16 protein-coding genes and 1 tRNA gene are annotated in these 18,601 nt (G+C 45.7%); 2 read left to right on the plus strand and 15 right to left on the minus strand.

All coding sequences use genetic code 11. The annotated features are described in order from the left end of the window. Window positions 1–178: 178 nt before the first annotated feature. The 6 genes from eno to BLV50_RS30000 form a co-directional block, all read right to left on the minus strand. Window positions 179–1,465, minus strand: a complete 1,287-nt coding sequence (gene eno, locus BLV50_RS29975) for a phosphopyruvate hydratase (protein WP_063566488.1) — start codon at window positions 1,463–1,465, stop codon at window positions 179–181. 240 nt (window positions 1,466–1,705) lie between these two features. Next, window positions 1,706–3,250: a 2,3-bisphosphoglycerate-independent phosphoglycerate mutase gene (gene gpmI / locus BLV50_RS29980; protein WP_090811667.1), complete on the minus strand. Its 1,545-nt coding sequence runs from the start codon at window positions 3,248–3,250 to the stop codon at window positions 1,706–1,708. Beyond that, window positions 3,250–4,002 carry a triose-phosphate isomerase gene (tpiA, locus tag BLV50_RS29985; RefSeq protein ID WP_063566490.1) on the minus strand — a complete coding sequence of 251 codons (753 nt, stop codon included), beginning with the start codon at window positions 4,000–4,002 and terminating at the stop codon, window positions 3,250–3,252. The genes gpmI and tpiA overlap by 1 nt, the downstream gene beginning before the upstream one ends. A gap of 33 nt (window positions 4,003–4,035) precedes the next feature. Further along, window positions 4,036–5,217, minus strand: coding sequence for a phosphoglycerate kinase (pgk, locus tag BLV50_RS29990; RefSeq protein WP_024629502.1), 1,182 nt, complete (start codon window positions 5,215–5,217; stop codon window positions 4,036–4,038). A gap of 149 nt (window positions 5,218–5,366) precedes the next feature. Beyond that, window positions 5,367–6,374, minus strand: coding sequence for a type I glyceraldehyde-3-phosphate dehydrogenase (gene gap, locus BLV50_RS29995; protein WP_024629503.1), 1,008 nt, complete (start codon window positions 6,372–6,374; stop codon window positions 5,367–5,369). Between the two features lie 108 nt (window positions 6,375–6,482). Further along, the gene (locus tag BLV50_RS30000) at window positions 6,483–7,508 is read right to left on the minus strand and encodes a sugar-binding transcriptional regulator (protein WP_063566491.1); all 1,026 of its coding nucleotides are present in this window, start codon (window positions 7,506–7,508) and stop codon (window positions 6,483–6,485) included. Between the two features lie 483 nt (window positions 7,509–7,991). On the opposite strand from BLV50_RS30000, the gene BLV50_RS30005 reads away from it, so the two are divergent. Together BLV50_RS30005 and clpP are read left to right on the plus strand one after the other, a co-directional pair. Next, window positions 7,992–8,066 (plus strand) — tRNA-Arg (locus BLV50_RS30005). A gap of 178 nt (window positions 8,067–8,244) precedes the next feature. Beyond that, a complete protein-coding gene (gene clpP, locus BLV50_RS30010; RefSeq protein WP_063566492.1) occupies window positions 8,245–8,841 on the plus strand; it encodes an ATP-dependent Clp endopeptidase proteolytic subunit ClpP in 597 nt (198 codons plus the stop codon). A 284-nt stretch (window positions 8,842–9,125) separates the two neighbouring features. Here the strand turns inward: clpP and BLV50_RS30015 are convergent, their stop codons facing one another. From BLV50_RS30015 to trxB, 9 genes are all read right to left on the minus strand, one after another. After that, complete coding sequence (locus BLV50_RS30015) at window positions 9,126–10,223, minus strand: stalk domain-containing protein (RefSeq protein ID WP_177031303.1); 1,098 nt, start codon at window positions 10,221–10,223, stop codon at window positions 9,126–9,128. 371 nt (window positions 10,224–10,594) lie between these two features. Beyond that, a complete protein-coding gene (locus BLV50_RS30020) occupies window positions 10,595–11,350 on the minus strand; it encodes an SIMPL domain-containing protein (RefSeq protein WP_090811671.1) in 756 nt (251 codons plus the stop codon). A gap of 147 nt (window positions 11,351–11,497) precedes the next feature. Then, entirely contained in the window at window positions 11,498–11,767 is a 270-nt protein-coding gene (locus tag BLV50_RS30025; protein ID WP_017691248.1) for an HPr family phosphocarrier protein, read from the minus strand. A 254-nt stretch (window positions 11,768–12,021) separates the two neighbouring features. Further along, window positions 12,022–12,960, minus strand: a complete 939-nt coding sequence (gene whiA, locus BLV50_RS30030) for a DNA-binding protein WhiA (protein ID WP_063566495.1) — start codon at window positions 12,958–12,960, stop codon at window positions 12,022–12,024. A gap of 6 nt (window positions 12,961–12,966) precedes the next feature. Further along, on the minus strand, window positions 12,967–13,953 hold the full coding sequence (yvcK, locus tag BLV50_RS30035) for a gluconeogenesis factor YvcK family protein (protein ID WP_063566496.1): 987 nt from the start codon (window positions 13,951–13,953) through the stop codon (window positions 12,967–12,969). A gap of 13 nt (window positions 13,954–13,966) precedes the next feature. Next, the gene (gene rapZ / locus BLV50_RS30040; RefSeq protein ID WP_053782949.1) at window positions 13,967–14,866 is read right to left on the minus strand and encodes an RNase adapter RapZ; all 900 of its coding nucleotides are present in this window, start codon (window positions 14,864–14,866) and stop codon (window positions 13,967–13,969) included. A 51-nt stretch (window positions 14,867–14,917) separates the two neighbouring features. Next, entirely contained in the window at window positions 14,918–15,868 is a 951-nt protein-coding gene (locus BLV50_RS30045) for an ROK family glucokinase (RefSeq protein WP_090811674.1), read from the minus strand. 491 nt (window positions 15,869–16,359) lie between these two features. Beyond that, a complete protein-coding gene (locus BLV50_RS30050) occupies window positions 16,360–17,391 on the minus strand; it encodes an AI-2E family transporter (RefSeq protein WP_072735810.1) in 1,032 nt (343 codons plus the stop codon). A gap of 160 nt (window positions 17,392–17,551) precedes the next feature. Beyond that, window positions 17,552–18,511, minus strand: a complete 960-nt coding sequence (gene trxB, locus BLV50_RS30055; protein ID WP_063566502.1) for a thioredoxin-disulfide reductase — start codon at window positions 18,509–18,511, stop codon at window positions 17,552–17,554. Window positions 18,512–18,601 lie beyond the last annotated feature (90 nt).

Below are 18,601 nucleotides of genomic sequence, written 5' to 3' on the forward strand. Positions count from 1 at the left end.
AAAACAGTTACTTTAATTGTAACACAGCTATTAACGTGATACAAGTAGTGGCATTTCCTCAATTACTGAGATATAGCCAACATTTTCAACCCTTTTAATCTTCTTTAGTAATTAAAATCAACTTAATAAAAAAGACAAGCCGGTTACCCGGCTTGCCCATGAGTTGTCGTAAGACAACTTATTTTTTGAGGTTGTAGAAACCTTTGAGACCATTGTATTGAGCCAGTTCGCCCAGTTGATCCTCGATGCGGAGCAATTGGTTGTACTTCGCGATACGGTCTGTACGGGAAGGAGCACCCGTTTTAATTTGACCCGCGTTTGTTGCAACAGCGATGTCAGCGATTGTGCTGTCTTCGGACTCACCGGAACGATGGGAGATTACAGCAGTGTATCCTGCACGTTTAGCCATTTCGATTGCATCGAATGTTTCAGTCAATGTACCGATTTGGTTAACTTTGATCAGGATGGAGTTACCGATACCTTGTTCGATACCTCTACCCAGACGCTCTGTGTTCGTTACGAACAGGTCATCACCAACGAGTTGTACTTTGTCTCCCAATTTCTCAGTGAGCAATTTCCAACCATCCCAGTCATCTTCGGACATACCGTCTTCGATTGTGATGATTGGGTATTTCTCAACCCATGAAGCCAAAAGGTCAACATACTCAGCGGAAGTGTAAGATTTACCTTCGCCAGCAAGTGTGTACTTACCATCTTTGTAGAACTCAGTGGAAGCTACGTCCATACCCAGGAATACGTCAACGCCTGGTTTGTAACCTGCTTTTTCAATAGCTTCAATGATTGTAGTGATTGCTTCTTCGTTCGAACCAAGGTTCGGTGCGAAGCCGCCTTCGTCACCTACAGCTGTGTTCAGACCTTTGGAGCTCAGTACGGATTTCAGGTTGTGGAAGATTTCCGCTCCTACGCGAAGAGCTTCTTTGAAGCTTGGTGCTCCAACTGGAAGAACCATGAACTCTTGAACGTCGATGTTGTTGTCAGCATGCTCACCACCGTTGATGATGTTCATCATTGGTACTGGCAGTACTTTAGCGTTGAATCCGCCCAGGTAAACGTACAATGGCAGATCCAAAGCGTCAGCAGCTGCGCGAGCTACAGCCATGGATACAGCCAGGATTGCGTTAGCACCCAGTTTACCTTTGTTTGGCGTACCATCCAAAGTAATCATCAATTTGTCGATACCCAGTTGATCCAATGCATCCATACCGATTACTTCTGGAGCGATTGTTTCGTTTACGTTTTTAACAGCTTGCAGAACGCCTTTACCCAGGTAACGGGATTTGTCGCCATCGCGAAGCTCAACAGCTTCGTGGGCACCAGTAGATGCACCAGATGGAACGATTGCGCGTCCGATTGCGCCGGACTCCAGGTATACTTCAACTTCAACTGTAGGGTTACCGCGGGAGTCGAGGACTTCGCGAGCGTACACGTCAGAAATAATAGTCATGAGTGATAATCTCCTTTTAATTTGGAATTTTATTTTAATACGTTCAGAATAGTTGAGTTTCACCAGGCCACTCCGCATGCAGTACCGTCTTCCGATCGCTGTTATCCCCTGATTTCTCTGAACTTATTTTTATAAGTTGAAATCATGTGATAAAGGCGAACGCTTCGCTTCTACAGATCGGTTCTGCCCGCTTCGTTAAGGTTCAACTTAGGCCTTATTCAATAACCTATTAAAATTATATTATTTACGGCTAGCGATGACAGATGTACCTGTCATTTCAGCCGGTTTAGGCAATTGCATCAGGTCAAGAATCGTTGGAGCGATATCCGCGAGGATTCCGCCTTCACGCAGGGTAACGTTAGCATCTGTAACGATGAGTGGAACCGGGTTCGTTGTGTGAGCAGTGAACGGACGTCCTTGCTCATCGAACACCATATCCGCGTTACCATGATCCGCAGTAATCAGCACAACGCCGCCTTTAGCGAGAACTGCATCCACAACACGGCCCATGCATTCGTCTGTTACTTCTACTGCCTTAATGGTAGGCTCCAGCATGCCGGAGTGTCCAACCATATCAGGGTTAGCGAAGTTCAGAATGATGGCGTCATGTTTGTCTGCTTCAATCTCACGAACACATGCGTCAGCTACTTCATACGCGCTCATCTCCGGCTGCAAGTCGTACGTTGCAACTTTTGGTGAGTTGATCAGCACGCGTGTTTCGCCCGGAAGCTCAACATCACGGCCGCCGCTGAAGAAGAAGGTTACGTGCGGGTATTTCTCGGTTTCTGCAATACGCAATTGTTTCTTGTTGTTCTGTACCAGAACTTCACCCAGCGTGTTGTCGAGGTTTTTAGGCGAGTAAGCCACGTAACCTTCAACGGTCTCGCTGAACAAGGTCAGGCACACGAAGTGCAAGCCCACAGGGAACTTCGGACCGCGGTCGAAACCACGGAAATCCTGGTTCGTGAATACTTGCGACAGTTGGATCGCACGGTCAGGACGGAAGTTGAGGAAAATGACGGAATCGCCGCTCTCCACCAAACCTACCGGCTGGCCATCCGCTTTAACGATAACCGTTGGTTCAACGAATTCGTCAAATACGGATTTTTCATACGATTCTTCAACTGCTTTGAGTGGATCAGTGTATTTTGGTCCATCACCATAAACGATGGCACGATATGATTTCTCAACACGTTCCCAACGTTTGTCACGGTCCATCGCATAGTAGCGACCTTGAACCGTTGCGATTTGTCCTACACCGACTTCCTCGATTTTGGCAATCAGCTTCTGCATGAACTCTTTACCGCTATCTGGCATAACATCACGGCCATCCATGAAAGCATGAATGTATACGTCATTCATTCCTTCTTTTTTGGCGAGATCCAGCATAGCGAACAAGTGGTCGATGTGACTATGTACGCCGCCATCGGACAACAAACCATACAAGTGAAGCTTTTTACCGCTTTGTTTCGCTTCGCGAACAGCTTTAACGAGTGTCTCATTGTCGTAAAATTCACCGTCACGAATCGATTTGGAGATACGAGTCAAATCCTGGTATACGATCCGGCCGGCACCAATATTCAGGTGACCTACCTCGGAGTTCCCCATTTGCCCTTCAGGCAAACCTACCGCTTCACCGCAAGCAGTGAGAGTTGTGTGTGGGAATTGGCTCATAAAACGGTCATAGTTCGGTTTCTTGGCTTGCGCTACCGCGTTGCCTTCCACCGTGTTACGAAGACCAAAGCCGTCCATAATGATCAGTGCTACAGGTTTTGGAGCTGTCATTACTTCGCCCCCTCAACAAGCGCGATGAACGAAGCCGGCTGCAAGCTGGCACCGCCAACAAGCGCGCCGTCGATGTCGCTTTGTCCGAGGTATTCTGTTACGTTCTCAGGTTTAACACTGCCGCCGTATTGAATACGAACTGCATCTGCTACCTTTTGGTCGTACAGATCCTTCACCAGCGTACGAATGTAAGCAATAACTTCATTCGCATCTTGGGAAGTGGAGGATTTGCCTGTACCAATCGCCCAGATTGGCTCATAAGCGATAACCACTTGTGCTGCCTGATCTGCGGACAGACCTGCAAAAGCAGCTTCCGTTTGCACTTTGCACACGTCTTTCGTTTGATCAGCTTCGCGCTCTTCAAGCGTCTCACCAAGACAAAAGATTGGAGTCAATCCGTGACGGAATGCTGCATGCAACTTTTTATTGACAGTCTCATCGGTTTCCGCAAAATATTGACGGCGCTCCGAGTGACCAATAATGACGTAATCCACACCCAGGTCTTTCAGCATCACGCCGCTGATTTCACCTGTGAATGCACCGTTGTCTTCAAAATGAAGATTTTGTGCACCAATTTTGATGTTTGTGCCTTTAACGGCTTCTACCAGGGATGGCAGATTCGTAAACGGTGCGCAAATAACAGTCTCTACGCCTTCAACTTCCGCTTTTCCTTTAACTTCCTGAATGAAGTCATTGGATTCGGAAACCGTTTTGAACATTTTCCAGTTACCTGCGATAATCGGTGTTCTCATGGTTTTCAACTCCTTCATGCTATAGCTTAAAGCTTACTTGTCGTTCAATGCAACTACGCCAGGAAGCACTTTGCCTTCCATGAACTCGAGCGATGCACCGCCACCTGTAGAGATGTGGTCCATTTTGTCAGCCAATTTGAACTTCTCAGCTGCTGCTGCGGAGTCACCACCACCAATGATGGTGTATGCTTCTGTCTCTGCACAAGCTTCGGCAACCTCACGTGTACCGTTAGAGAAAGGCTCAATTTCGAATACGCCCATTGGTCCGTTCCATACAACCAGCTTGGAGTTTTTGATCACTTCAGCATAGATTGCACGAGTTTTCGGTCCGATGTCCACGCCTTCCCAGTCTGCAGGGATGCCGTCGATACCAACGATTTGTGTGTTTGCACTTGCACTGAAGTCGTCAGATACAACGATATCTACCGGCAGGTAGAAGTTTTTGCCCAATTTTTTTGCTTTTTCAATGAAACCAAGAGCAACGTCCAGTTTGGAATCATCCAACAGAGATTGTCCGATTTCATGTCCTTGTGCTTTGAAGAACGTGTAAGTCAGGCCGCCACCGATGATTACGTTGTCTGCAATGTTCAACAGGTTGTCGATCACATCGATTTTGTCTTTAACTTTGGAACCACCGATGATTGCTGTGAAAGGACGCTCAGGGTTGGAGATTGCTTTGCCCAACACTTCAAGTTCTTTCTCCATCAATAGACCGGATACTGCTGGCAACAAATGAGCGATACCTTCTGTCGAAGCGTGTGCTCTGTGAGCTGCGCCGAATGCATCGTTAACGAATACGTCAGCCAGTTCAGCAAATTGTTTTGCCAATTCAGGATCGTTTTTCTCTTCGCCTGCGTGGAAACGAACGTTCTCAAGCAACAATACGTCGCCATTGTTCAGTTCAGCGATTTGAGCTTTTACTGTTTCGCCAACGGAATCATCCGCTTTAACGACTTTTTTACCGAGCAATTCGGACAAACGCTCAGCAGCTGGAGTCAAACGCATGGATTCAACCACTTCGCCTTTTGGACGGCCCATGTGGCTTGCCAAAATAACTTTAGCGCCTTTTTCGATCAAGTAGTTGATCGTAGGAAGCGTGGCACGAATACGTTTGTCATCTGTAATTTTACCATCTTCGAGCGGCACATTAAAATCTACACGGACAAAAGCCCGTTTTCCTGTCAATTCGATATCGCGTACACTTTTTTTGTTCATCTGTATTTCCTCCGCACCCATGTATTTGGTGGACCAATCAAGAGCTGAAATCCCTTGTCAATCCTGGTGTTTTTGAGAAATTTGCAAAATGTTGATATATAAAGAGCGGAAACAATAGCATCTGTTTCCGCTCTATGTTATTGCAGATATTACTTAATCATTTTTGCAAAGTGCTCCAAAGTGCGAACCAGTTGAGCAGTGTAGGACATTTCATTGTCATACCAAGCTACAGTTTTAACCAATTGTTGGTCGCCAACAGTCAGAACTTTAGTTTGAGTTGCATCAAACAGGGAACCGAAAGTGATACCTTGGATATCGGAAGATACGATTTCGTCTTCAGTGTATCCGAAAGTTTGTGGATCGGAAGCTTCTTTCATAGCTGCGTTAACTTCTTCAGCAGTTACTTTTTTGTTCAAAACAGTTACGAGCTCAGTCAGGGAACCAGTAGCTACTGGCACACGTTGAGCTGCACCGTCGAGGATACCTTGCAGTTCTGGAATAACCAGACCGATTGCTTTAGCAGCACCAGTTGTGTTAGGGATGATGTTTTCAGCTGCTGCGCGAGCACGACGGAAGTCACCTTTAGGGTGTGGAGCATCCAAAGTGTTTTGGTCGCCAGTGTAAGCGTGAATTGTAGTCATCAAACCTTGAACGATTCCGAATTTGTCTTGCAGTGTTTTTGCCATAGGTGCCAGGCAGTTTGTTGTGCAAGATGCGCCGGAGATTACAGTTTCAGTACCGTCGAGGATTTCATGGTTTACGTTGTAAACGATGGTTTTCATGTCGCCAGTAGCTGGTGCGGAGATAACAACTTTCTTAGCTCCACCTTTCAGGTGTTTCTCAGCTGCTTCTTTAGTTGTGAAGAAACCAGTACATTCCAGAACGATATCTACGCCCAGGTCGCCCCAAGGAAGTTCTTCTGGGTTACGGTTAGCCAATACTTTAACTTCTTTACCGTTCACTTTGAAGAAGCCATCGTGTACTTCAACATCGCCATCGAAGCGACCTTGAGTTGTATCATATTTGAGCAAATGAGCCAGCATTTTAGCATCAGTCAAGTCGTTGATTGCTACTACTTCAATGCCCTCTACATTTTGAATACGGCGGAATGCCAAGCGTCCAATACGTCCAAAACCGTTAATACCTACTTTAATCATGAGTAAGTTCCTCCCAAGTTTTGATTAATTTTTTTTATGAAACTTATATATTCAAGACAGACCGTGAAGTCCGTCAAGACAACAATGGTTGTGGTGAAAAGTAAACTCTTATTCCATTTCGGCAACGATGACTTCGGCAGCAGCCTCGTCAATAATCAGAATATCTTCCTGGCCAAATCGCAGCACGGAGTGAATAGCAGCAGCTTTGCTTTTGCCACCTGCAATTCCGATCACGACATCGGTTCGTTCAATATCCTGGAGTCGCATGCCCAGCGTAAGCATGGTGTGTACCACCTCACCCTGATCATTAAAGTAATAACCGAAGGATTCAGATACGGCCCCTTGCGCCTGAAGTTCATCTATGATCTCTGTCGCAAGTTTACGGCGCCGTGCCATCTCTACGGCATCACCGATTCCATGAATGACGATCCGCGATTTTCGAATCAGCTGCAGAATCTCCTGAACACTTGGGTCCTGGATTAGTGATTCGTAAGCATGATCACTAAGCAAATCCGGTACATGCAGGAGTTTGTATTGGGCCCCTACCCGTTTTGCCATCGTGGATGCAATCGTATTGGCCTGAATTTCAAGGCTTTCTCCCAGCCCACCGCGTGCCGGTACAAACCAGACACCTTTCAGCGATGTTGGCGGAGTCAGTTGCTCTGCGACTCCAGCCGTTGTTGAACCGCCAGTTACGGCGACAACATCGTTATCAGTCATAATATTACCCAGAGCCTTCGCTCCGGCTCTACCCAGTTCCCGTTTGGCAAATGGAGAAATGTCCGAATCACCAGGAACCACAACTACCTTTTGCAGACCGTAGGCTTGCTTGATGCGCTCTTCCAGTTCGGATAATCCGAACAGCTCTTTGGCGACGGGTTCCAACTGCTGCAGCAATTCATGCCCTGCCTCACTGATCTTCATGCCTGCACTGTCAATTTCAATAAGTCCCTGAGCCTTTAACAAATCGGTCTCAGCCCTCAGAACCCGCTCGGTCATCTGCATGGAATTAGCTAACGTTCTTCGTCCGATCACATCCGATAACATGATCTGGTGCAGAATCGTATACCTCTTCTTCAAGACATCCATGAGATCAGGCAGAAGCTGCTTTTGCACTTCTAAAATCGTTCGCATGCTTTCCACTCCCGCAAGCTTCTCGTTCCAAGCTTTCTTTCATGGCCCCAAAACGTCCCGGGTTAACTTTTTAAGTCCCACGTCTATTCTACCTAAAACTGACGTGACATGCAAGTGTTTCGAAGCGTTAAATCGACACGTTTCAGGCGTTTGTACGCGCCTATTTTCACAATGTCAATCTACTATGATCGAGAACAACCTGTTCGACACCATATATAGAAGCAAAGTAAAATTCTCATCTACATATTGCTTGCTATGGTTTTTCATATGGCATGTCCAAAACCTCTTTTAGCATTTACCTATTTGCGCTCTTTATCCACTTATTTTCATCATGATCAATTTCAGGGTATTCCAAACCAAAACAGCGAACATCAGCTTGCAATTAAATTACTCATGAGCTATAATCATTATTGCTGTCACATATTTGAAGCTTCTATTACAAAACTGCTTTTATGCAACTATGTTTGCAGCAATAATCAATGTGCGCCCGTGGTCCAATGGATATGACGTAGGCCTCCGAAGCCTGAGATCCAAGTTCGATTCTTGGCGGGCGCGCCATTCTTAATTAGTAGCTCATAACACTCTTAACCAATGAAACCGAATAGGTTTCTTTTTTTTTCAAACTTAGTTTGACTTTCTTTGACTTTTTGTTTGGAATTGTTTATGATGTGGGTAATACGGTAACAGTTTATATATAACACCAATTAACATTTACATTTCTGAGGAGGTTTTTCACGTGAGTTATATTCCAATGGTCGTTGAACAGAGCAACCGCGGTGAGCGCGCCTATGACATCTATTCCAGATTGCTGAAGGATCGTATCATCTTCCTTGGCAGTGATGTAAATGACGTTGTGGCGAATTCCATCATGGCACAGATGTTGTTCCTTACTGCGGAAGATCCGGAGAAAGACATTCACTTATACATCAATAGCCCCGGCGGCTCCATTACAGCCGGTATGGCGATTTACGATACTATGCAATTCATCAAACCGGATGTATCTACCATCTGTGTAGGTATGGCGGCTTCGATGGGTGCATTCCTGTTGAATGCAGGTGCCAAAGGTAAACGTTTTGCATTGCCTAACAGCGAAATCATGATTCACCAACCACTTGGTGGTGCGCAAGGTCAAGCTTCGGACATCGAAATTCGTGCCCGCCGCATCCTGAAAATGCGTGATACGTTGAACCGCATCATCGCTGAGCGCTCAGGCCAACCGCTGGAGCGTATTGAGAAAGATACAGATCGTGACTACTTTATGAGCGCTGCTGAAGCTGCCGATTACGGTATCATCGATAAAGTTATTGAAAACGTAGGTTCCCAAGGCATCTAAGCCGAGGCGAATCGCCAATTAAACGGATATACCATATAGCCCACTCAAACGGCAACGCCCAGTTGAGTGGGCTATATGAAAAAAGGACGCTCTCGTCAATATGACGAGGGCGTCCTTTTTTTGAAGATAATTTAAAAGTGCATGATAAATATTTAATTGATTCACTTTAACTCTCTTAGCGTTACGTTTGCAATAAGCCCAAGACTAATACTAAAGTTACATTTACGAACCGAGCTACGCATACGCTATTAGCCATCATTTCAACGAAATGAAATTCTAATACTTTACTTGTTTGCTGTTAAGCCACTGAACGGCTCTGTGCCTTTAGGAAGCAACTCTTTGTATGTGAACGGGAATTCTGGGAAGCCTTCCGCATAAGCTGTATACTCATACAACTGGAAGAATACAACTACACCTGTTGGTGTTACATAGAAATCCTGATCTTTATTCAGACCTTTATAGCCTTCAAGGTAACCACCGCTAGCTTTAAGCTGATCTCCAACTTTTTTGCTTACTGTCTGACGCACAGTTTTGTTATTTTGAATTACATCATCCAGACTCAATTCCTTGCCGGAATCCAGAGCAAAGGTGTGACCTGAACGGAACGTCATGCCATGTGCACCTGCATAGTCCTGATAACTTTGCGTAATGAGTCCAAGCACACCATTTTCGTTGTATGTCACGACATAAGAACTCTCAAATGCATATGGACGGTTCGCTGCTGCGTCACCAAATTCCTTAGTTTGTTTTTTGAAATCTGCTACAAAAGCATCGACTTCATCTTTCAGCACCTTGTTGATAGCTGCTTCTGCTTTATCGTTAGCCAGTCCGCTAACCTGAGGATATTGAATATCGACTTCAGCGTTCTTGATGCTGACTTTCACTGTTGCCGCTTTGACTGTCACGCTATTTTGCTTCACTTTGCTCAGCGTCAGTGTCTTGGCTTTGCCATCCCAGTTGCCCTGAACACCCAAATAATCTCTCATTGCAGAAAACGGAATATAAAATCGGCCATTGATCAGCTTCGCTTCCACTTGTGGATAGTAGTTATTAATTCTAACACTCGGTGCCCCATCAATCAGGCTGATGGTCATCGTATTATTAGCTGCCGTTAAGGAGTACTCCTTAGCCTTTGCATCATATTTCAAGCTTCCACCTGCAACATCTTTCACTGCGGTAAGCGATACCCAAGTGGAGCCACCTTGAAGCAGTCCTTTTTGAGTAAGAGTTTTGCCTCCCGACTTCAGAGTTACCTCAGTAGGTGTTGTCACTTTCGTGGATACTGAAGCTGCCTGTACAGAACTATCCTGCCATACAGCCCCGCTCCCCACAATAATTCCTGCCGCCAGTAGTGCACTAGTCCATTTTTTCCATGATGTCATATATAAAACTCCTCTCTCGAATTCAAATTTGAGTGTCATTGCGTATGTATCCTGATTTGATCGTATGCCTCATACGCTCACCTCTTTATTATAATTAACCCAATTGCGGAAAGGTTTACAGCTCCAGTTACAATGTTGTTCGATCCAGATACCTATAATGAAGGTTTTGTTACGAACAAATGGACAAAAAAGATACCAAAAACCAGCAATTTATTTCGGCATATTTCATCTCTTCTTTCCAAACTTCATCAAAGTGCGCCTTTACAACAAAAAAGACGCTGTCCGATGGACAACGTCTTTGTCATTATTGCCTTTCGCCCGCTCAAGCATATTTTTTAACGGACATCCAGCCTTTATTTACTTTACTTCACTTATTTCATTTCATAAGTAATATTCAGCGTTGTGCTTACTTTAACCTGTCCTGTTTCAATTTCTGTGCTACCAGCAGAATCAGCTGTTGCTTTGGACATCAAAGCCTCACTTGCATAGAACACAGGTACATTGGCGTCACCTTGGCTCACGGAGAGAACAGCACCCAGTTGACGTTTAACCGCTTTTGCAATAGCTCCAGCTTTTACATCAGCATTAGCAACAGCTTTTTCAATTACCTGAGCTTCAAAGCTCTCCGGTTTTTCTACCGTAAAACGTACATTTTCAATATTGTTGGCACCAGCTTGGGATGCAGCATCCAGGAGTTCACCAATCTTGTCCATCTCCCGGTAAGTTACAGTCAATGTGTGATGAGCTGTGTACCCTTTGATCTTCTGTCCGTCTTTTTCACTATACGTGTAGTCAGGCTGTACGTAGAACTGGCTGGTTTGAATATCATCCGCACTGATTTTCCACGTACTTTTCAGCAGATTGCTAACCTTTTGAATTTTCGCTGCATTCGCTTTTTGCGCAGAGGCTGCGGTATCTGCCGTACTGTTCACTCCAATGGAAAGATAAGCGATGTCAGGCTTCACCTGAATCTCACCTGTACCCACAACGTTAATCACGTTTTGCTGTACCCCCTGTATCTCAGCAGCATATGCGTAGTTACTTGGTGCCACCCACGCAGTACCTCCTACTAGCAATGTACCTGCGACCATCACCGCGCCCAGCGGTTTCATCCATAATTTACCCATTACGTTAGCCTCCTTAAGTTTTAACATCTCAAACTCAAATCGATTTGATACCTAACAGACGGGCTTAATTCCATAATGTTGCACTTGACAGTCATAAAACGCAAAAAAGCCCCTTTCGGGACTTCTTCATTGAGTTCAAATCATATCTTATTGGTTCTCAAGCTCTTCCTTGCTTACCAGACTAACTAAAGCGTTTACAGCCTGTTCGGCGTCCGCGCCTTCTGCACTAATCTGGATTTCCGTACCAGTACTGATTGCAAGGCTCATGATCCCCATGATACTTTTTGCATTTACTTTTTTGTCGTCCTTCTCGACGAACACTTCAGATGAGTACTTATTCGCTTCTTGAACGAACAGTGCCGCAGGTCTGGCATGGAGACCCGTTTTCAAACGGACAACTACCGGGTGCTTTGTCATGGAAACTTACCCCCTATTATGAAATCTGGACATTAAATACACAATTATATTTATAACATTATACCATATAACCAGAGCAGGACACTAGAAGAAAAAACTCAGGGTGATTGGATGTCATTATTATGACCCATTTTAGCCTTTTTACATCACCTCATTACACCTGAGTAGCTCTCCAAGATAATTACAGGCTGACTTTAAGCTGACCTTTTGGTGAAAACCAAAGCAATCAGTTTTGCCAGCAGCCTACCCTTCATTTAACCATAACGCTCGGTACGAACCTTTTCTGCCAGCTCATCAATCTTGCGAAGCCGGTGATTCACCCCGGACTTACTTACTGTACCTTTAAGCAGTTCGCCTACTTCCTTCAAGTTGATATCCGGATGAGCGAGTCTGACTTCAGCCACTTCACGAAGCTTTTCGGGCAACGACTCCAGACCAACTTCCTTTTGCAACAGTCTGATGTTATCGATCTGTCTGACGGCTGCTCCAATCGTTTTGTTCAGGTTCGCCGTCTCACAATTGACGATTCGGTTGACGGAATTACGCATATCTCGCATGATACGCACATCCTCGAACTTGAAAAGGGCCTGATGTGCACCAATGATACTGAGCAGTTCAATGATTTTCTCGCCTTCCTTAATGTATAGAATAAATCCTTTTTTGCGTTCTATACACCGGGCATTGAGATGAAATTCATTCGCCAGGTCCACCAGGGCCTGACAGTGCTCCTCGTACATGGATGCAATCTCCAGGTGGTAGGATGAACCTTCAGGATTGTTGACTGAGCCTCCTGCCATAAATGCTCCTCGAAGATAAGCACGTTTACAGCAGTTATTTTTGAACAGCTCTCCACTGATCCCAGGAGTAAACAGAAATCCTTCGGAAACAATGTACAGATCTTTTAAAATCACCTGTACCATGGTTGGAATCCGAACAATATATACATTGTTCTTTTTCAGCCGCATTTTTTTGCGGACAAGCAATTCCGTATGCACTTGAAAATGCTTTTTAAGCAGAGAGTATGCCCGTCTTGCAATGGCGGCATTCTCCGTCGAAATATCCAAGATGACTTTTTTATTCGATAACTGCACCGCACCAAGCATACGGATGAGGGCTGAAAGTTCCGCCTTTTCGCAGCACGGTTCGCTTTCGATCATCGTTAGTTCTTTTTTGGTCTGTGCTGCAAACGACATGGGACTTCACCTCTTCCGTAACATCCAATTTTGTACAAGTTGATAGATGTGATGGCTCAGCTTGTCGGCATCATGACGCAGATAAGTCCGGAATAGGACCAAAGTATCCGCAACCACTTGATAGCCGGCACTCTTCAGCACATTCATATCCAGGACAACTGGTTTAGCTCCTTTTTCCGCATACTTATTCTGCACCTGCAGCGGAATATCACCATTATTTACAATGACATAGTCGAAAATTTGTTGTCCTACATGCTCATGTACCGCCTTGAGGTGGTCACTCACCGTGTAATTATCCGTCTCTCCTGGCTGTGTCATCACATTACAAATAAACATTTTTACTGCGTCAGCCTCAACGACAGCTTCAGCCAGCTTAGGTACAAGCAGATTGGGCAGAATGCTCGTGTAGAGACTACCTGGTCCAATCAGAATGGCGTCTGCCTGACGAATAGCCTCAACAGCCTCTGGCAACGGCTCCACGTGATCCGGTTCAAGGAAAACGCGTTTGATCCGTAAGCCAGCTTCAGGGATCTTGGACTCGCCAGTAACAATCGATCCGTCCTCCATCTCTGCATGCAGTATAACGGCCTGCCCGGCTGCGGGTAATACCTCACCCCGAACGGCAAACACGCGGCTAAGTTCCCGCACAGCGGTCACAAAGTCGCCCGATATATCCGTCATTGCAGCCAAAATCAAGTTACCCAGGCTGTGGCCTGCAAGCCCCGCGCCTGTATTGAAGCGATAATTCAGCATATCCGACAACAACGGTTCCACATCTGCTAGCGCCGTGAGTACGTTACGAATGTCGCCCGGAGGCGGCATTTGCAACTCATTACGCAGGATGCCCGAACTTCCTCCGTCATCCGCCACCGTCACGATGGCCGTGATGTCCAGCGGCTTTTCCTTCAAACCGCGCAGCATCACGGATAATCCGGTTCCGCCGCCCATGACTACAATTCTCGGACGTTCTCTTCGTGGTCCGGCTTCTTTCATCCCTTCACCCTCTTCAATGACGGTCCCGGTCGGCGTCGCGATGGCTCACGGTGACAGCCTCAGTTTCGCTGCTTCCCAACATTTTGCCCAAATATTCCGATATTGCTACCGAACGATGCTTGCCTCCGGTACAGCCGATTCCAATAATAACCTGGCTTTTGCCTTCCTTCCGGTATTGCGGAATCAGAAAATGCAGCATATCCAGCAGCTTGGTCAGAAACGCCTGCGTCTCCGGCCATTTCATAACATATTCATATACATCACTATTCTGTCCCGTATTCGGACGTAAATGTTCAATATAATGCGGATTTGGCAAGAAACGAACATCAAACACCAGATCCGCATCGATAGGAATACCGTATTTGAACCCAAACGACGTAATATTTACCGACAGCATATGGCTTTCCAGATGAGAAAAGCGGGATATGATGCGCTCTTTCAATTGAGCAGGCTTCATCGTACTGGTATTCAGTACCTGAGTGGCGGAATTTTTGAGTTCCTCCAGCATCTTACGTTCCAGCCGGATGCCGTCCAGCGGCATGCCCTCAGGAGCCAGTGGATGTCTGCGCCTGCTCTCCTTATAGCGCTGGACTAATACAGAGTCTGTCGCGTCCAGGAATAATATTTCACAATGAATGGTAAAATGATCTTTAATATAGTTCAGTGACTCGGACAAAGCCGTAAAGAACTCACGACCGCGAAGGTCGATAACCAGTGCGACCTTGCCAATTTTGCCGTTCGATTGCTCAATCAACTCCGCAAATTTTGGAATCAATACCGGTGGAAGATTATCCACACAGAAGAAACCAAGATCCTCCAGGCTTTGTACTGCAATCGTCTTGCCTGCTCCGGACATGCCCGTAATGATAATGAGCGTGGCGCCTGTGCCCGGTGAAACTTCACCTTCAAGCATAAATGTCCCCTCCTTATCATATTGCTGTCGGATTATACTGTTACGAGGTTACTAGGAACGCAAGAGAAGACCAGCCGCGCCAACAATCCCTGCATTATTGCCAAGCGTTGCTTCAAGAATATTAACCCCTTCTTGTAGCGGTTCAGGTGTCAGTTTCGCAAATACAGTGCGTACTTCATCAAACAAAATATTACCCGCTTTGGATACACCGCCACCGATAATGAACATCTCAGGGTTAATCACAGCCGCTACAGCCGCCATTGATTTGCCCAGATAGAACGCTGCACGATTGACGATACGAAGAGCAACTTCATCGCCCGCTTTAGCTGCATCAAATACTTCTTTAGCTGCAATCTTGTCCACGAGTGCCAGTGATGTATGATCTCCTCGCTCTACAGCGTCTTTGGCCATACGAATAATTCCGGTTGCTGAAGATACAGTTTCCACGCATCCCATTTTGCCGCATCCGCACTGAATGGCTTCCAGATCAGGAACAACACTGACATGACCAAGCTCACCAGCCATACCGGAGAAACCTTGATAGATCTTGCCGTTCAAGATCAGTCCGCCACCAACGCCTGTACCAAGCGTATAACATACACAGTTGTCCACACCCTTGCCAGCACCTGCCCAAGCTTCACCCAGTGCAGCCACGTTTGCATCGTTATCTATTTTGACTGGCTTGCCCAGACGTTCTTCCAAAATCGAACGAATGGCTACATTCCGAAATCCAATGTTAGGGGCAAGAACGATAATTCCCTCGCGTACATTGGTGAACCCAGCCACTCCTGCTCCCACACCTTCAAGCTGTTCCCAGCTGTAAGGCGATTCAGCAACGATATGACGGACATACTTCTCGATGTTGGCAATGACCGTGTCAACGCCCTTATCCACTTCAGTCGGTCCTTCATACGTATGCATAAGCTGACCGTGTTCATCACATATACCGACCTTGATTGCTGTTCCGCCGAGATCGACCCCAACGTAGATTTTCTCAGACATGCTACAAGCCACCTTTATCTATCTATAATAGTTTAATCCTACGTACCAACTATAATTGAAGGATACGCCTGGGTCAAGACGATAAGACCTTTGCTGTGATTAGCTTCCTCGCTATTGTGAACAACATCACAGGCTATTTTTGAATACGTATACAACCTTATTTGTCTCTATTAAAAACGCAGGCTTCATTCCTTCCTCCATAGAGGAGGAAGCCTCAACTCATGATATTGCATATCCACTCGTTCCATGCGTAAAAGATGACAATTGTCATCTGAATTTCATGACAATCCTTACTAATCACGTCTCAGACAGTTCGGTAAAATGGAAATATCTTATAGACCAGACGTGATTCAGGATAAGTTCACTCGTGGTTCAGTTGTTGCAACCCTTAGCCTAACGGCGCAAAAAACGCCTTCCCATAACAGGAGGCGTTTATCTACTTTTATGAACATTACCTAAACCTATACCTTCAGCAGCTATTCAGCTACTGGTCACAGCTTCGTTTCCACACGTACGGGCTCTTCCGTTTTTTCCATCTTGTTGACGTCCAGAATATCGAGCAGGAAGACAAAGATCGGTATACCGATGATAAGCCCCCAGATCCCCAGGAAATGTTGAGACAGAATCAGTACGATAAACGTGTAAAACATCGGCAATTTGGTTTTGTGAGCCATCAGCTTCGGATTCAGGAAATACGTTTCCAGCGCATGAATGATGATGATCATAATAATCACGATCACGCTGAGCTGTAATCCTCCCAGTTGATAACCGATCAGACACAGCGGAACTAGTGAGATGATAACCCCCGCAACGGGTACCAGACTCAGCATAAACACCAGAATGGTCAAGGCGAACAAGTACGGGAAACCAAGTATCCATAATCCTAGGATCGTCAAAGCCGTATTAAACACAGCAATCATCAATTGTGCCTCGATTACTTTACCAAAAGAAGATACAAACTTATCTCCGAGATAGGCCACTTCATTATAGAACCAGCCGATTTTGCTTGTTTTGAACTTGGAGGTAAACTTGGAAATCTCCCGCTTCTGCAACAAGAAGAACAGACTCAGGATGATAACCAACAGAATGAACTCCAACCATTTGCTTAACGCAAAAATATACTTCAATGCATCGTTGGTATAGTTTTTGATATCGAACGATTGAAGATAACCAGCAATTTTGGAAGCAAAATTATCTCCGTCAGCGGTATCAAGAAATTTCATGATCTCATTCGTTAACTGAACGACCTGATCCACAATTCGTGGTGAATACTTGGAGATGCCCAGTACAATGGCTGCAATAACGATAAGATAGAGCAGGATGACTACAACTTTATAGTTAACCGGAAATAAACGATTTAACTTCTCTGTGATAAAATGCTGCAACCTGTTCATGACATACGTCACCAGGAATAACAGCAAAATCATGTGCAGCATACTCCCCATGCTGAATAGAACCAAACAAAACAACAGCAGGATCAAAAATCGCCGCACTGTTGCATTCTGTAACCAATCTTTTATCATTTCCCCCAAAGTCTTCACCTCACAGCTAATATGCCCATTATGTATACGATCTCATGCCCACTTTGGTTTCAAAAAAAGAGAAGCCTTCCGGCTTCTCACATTATGAGACTTCCCGTTGTCTCTTCTACTTAATTTATGCCAAACCATACCCTTTTCATGCTTACTTATCCAGTGTTTCGCTCCAGTCATGCACAATACTGCCTTCAAGGAATTTCTCGCAGTCCATTGCGGCCATACACCCTGAACCTGCTGCTGTAATGGCCTGACGATACTTCGTATCCTGAACATCACCACAGGCGAACACACCCGGAATGTTGGTCTCGGTTGTACCCGGTTTAACGACAACATAGCCGTGTTCATCCAAAGTAATCTGGTTGCTCAGGAAACCCGTATTCGGTGTATGTCCAATGGCAATGAATACGCCATCGGCTTCAAGCAATTCTTCCTGTCCAGTCTCGTTATTACGTACCTTAAGCCCTTTAACACCAAGAGCCTCAGGCACAACTTCGAGCGGTGTACGGTTCAAAGCCCATTTCACCTTCTCGTTGCTGCGAGCCCGATCCTGCATAATTTTCGATGCACGTAATTCGTCCCGGCGGTGAACCAAGGTAACGTCTGTTGCAAAACGGGTCAGGAAGCTGGCTTCCTCCATCGCGGAGTCTCCACCGCCAACAACGACGATCTTTTTACCACGGAAAAAGAATCCGTCACAGGTGGCACATGTACTTACCCCACGTCCCACATTCTCCTGCTCTCCGGGAATACCGAGATAACGGGCCGATGCACCGGTAGAGATAATGATTGATTCGGCTTCCAGTTCACCGATGCCTCCAACTTTAACCTTGAAGGGCGGTTTACTGAAATCCACTTCTTCCACCCAACCATTTTTGAACTCAGCTCCAAAACGCTCCGCTTGCTTGCGCATATTGTCCATCAGTTCCGGACCCATAATGCCTTGCGGAAAACCAGGGAAATTCTCAACTTCCGTTGTCGTCGTCAATTGACCACCCGGCTGAAGACCTTCGATAACCAGTGGGTTAAGATTAGCACGAGCCAGATATATCGCTGCTGTCAGACCCGCAGGTCCGGTTCCGATCACAATCGTTCTGTATTTAGACATATAGATACAGCCTCCTTAATAAGGTTGAGAGTGTGTTGAGTGGCGATTAACTTGCTATGATGATATCCTACAGGCATGTCGAGACCTATT

Source organism: Paenibacillus sp. 276b, assembly GCF_900107875.1.
Taxonomy (GTDB): domain Bacteria; phylum Bacillota; class Bacilli; order Paenibacillales; family Paenibacillaceae; genus Paenibacillus; species Paenibacillus marchantiae.

What these genes read in the sequence shown, in the direction of transcription:
- eno (WP_063566488.1), bottom strand. Translation starts at nt 1,465, where the DNA reads ATGACTATTATTTCTGACGTGTACGCTCGCGAAGTCCTCGACTCCCGC.
- gpmI (WP_090811667.1), bottom strand. Translation starts at nt 3,250, where the DNA reads ATGACAGCTCCAAAACCTGTAGCACTGATCATTATGGACGGCTTTGGT.
- tpiA (WP_063566490.1), bottom strand. Translation starts at nt 4,002, where the DNA reads ATGAGAACACCGATTATCGCAGGTAACTGGAAAATGTTCAAAACGGTT.
- pgk (WP_024629502.1), bottom strand. Translation starts at nt 5,217, where the DNA reads ATGAACAAAAAAAGTGTACGCGATATCGAATTGACAGGAAAACGGGCT.
- gap (WP_024629503.1), bottom strand. Translation starts at nt 6,374, where the DNA reads ATGATTAAAGTAGGTATTAACGGTTTTGGACGTATTGGACGCTTGGCA.
- BLV50_RS30000 (WP_063566491.1), bottom strand. Translation starts at nt 7,508, where the DNA reads ATGCGAACGATTTTAGAAGTGCAAAAGCAGCTTCTGCCTGATCTCATG.
- BLV50_RS30015 (WP_177031303.1), bottom strand. Translation starts at nt 10,223, where the DNA reads ATGACATCATGGAAAAAATGGACTAGTGCACTACTGGCGGCAGGAATT.
- BLV50_RS30020 (WP_090811671.1), bottom strand. Translation starts at nt 11,350, where the DNA reads ATGGGTAAATTATGGATGAAACCGCTGGGCGCGGTGATGGTCGCAGGT.
- BLV50_RS30025 (WP_017691248.1), bottom strand. Translation starts at nt 11,767, where the DNA reads ATGACAAAGCACCCGGTAGTTGTCCGTTTGAAAACGGGTCTCCATGCC.
- whiA (WP_063566495.1), bottom strand. Translation starts at nt 12,960, where the DNA reads ATGTCGTTTGCAGCACAGACCAAAAAAGAACTAACGATGATCGAAAGC.
- yvcK (WP_063566496.1), bottom strand. Translation starts at nt 13,953, where the DNA reads ATGAAAGAAGCCGGACCACGAAGAGAACGTCCGAGAATTGTAGTCATG.
- rapZ (WP_053782949.1), bottom strand. Translation starts at nt 14,866, where the DNA reads ATGCTTGAAGGTGAAGTTTCACCGGGCACAGGCGCCACGCTCATTATC.
- BLV50_RS30045 (WP_090811674.1), bottom strand. Translation starts at nt 15,868, where the DNA reads ATGTCTGAGAAAATCTACGTTGGGGTCGATCTCGGCGGAACAGCAATC.
- BLV50_RS30050 (WP_072735810.1), bottom strand. Translation starts at nt 17,391, where the DNA reads ATGATAAAAGATTGGTTACAGAATGCAACAGTGCGGCGATTTTTGATC.
- trxB (WP_063566502.1), bottom strand. Translation starts at nt 18,511, where the DNA reads ATGTCTAAATACAGAACGATTGTGATCGGAACCGGACCTGCGGGTCTG.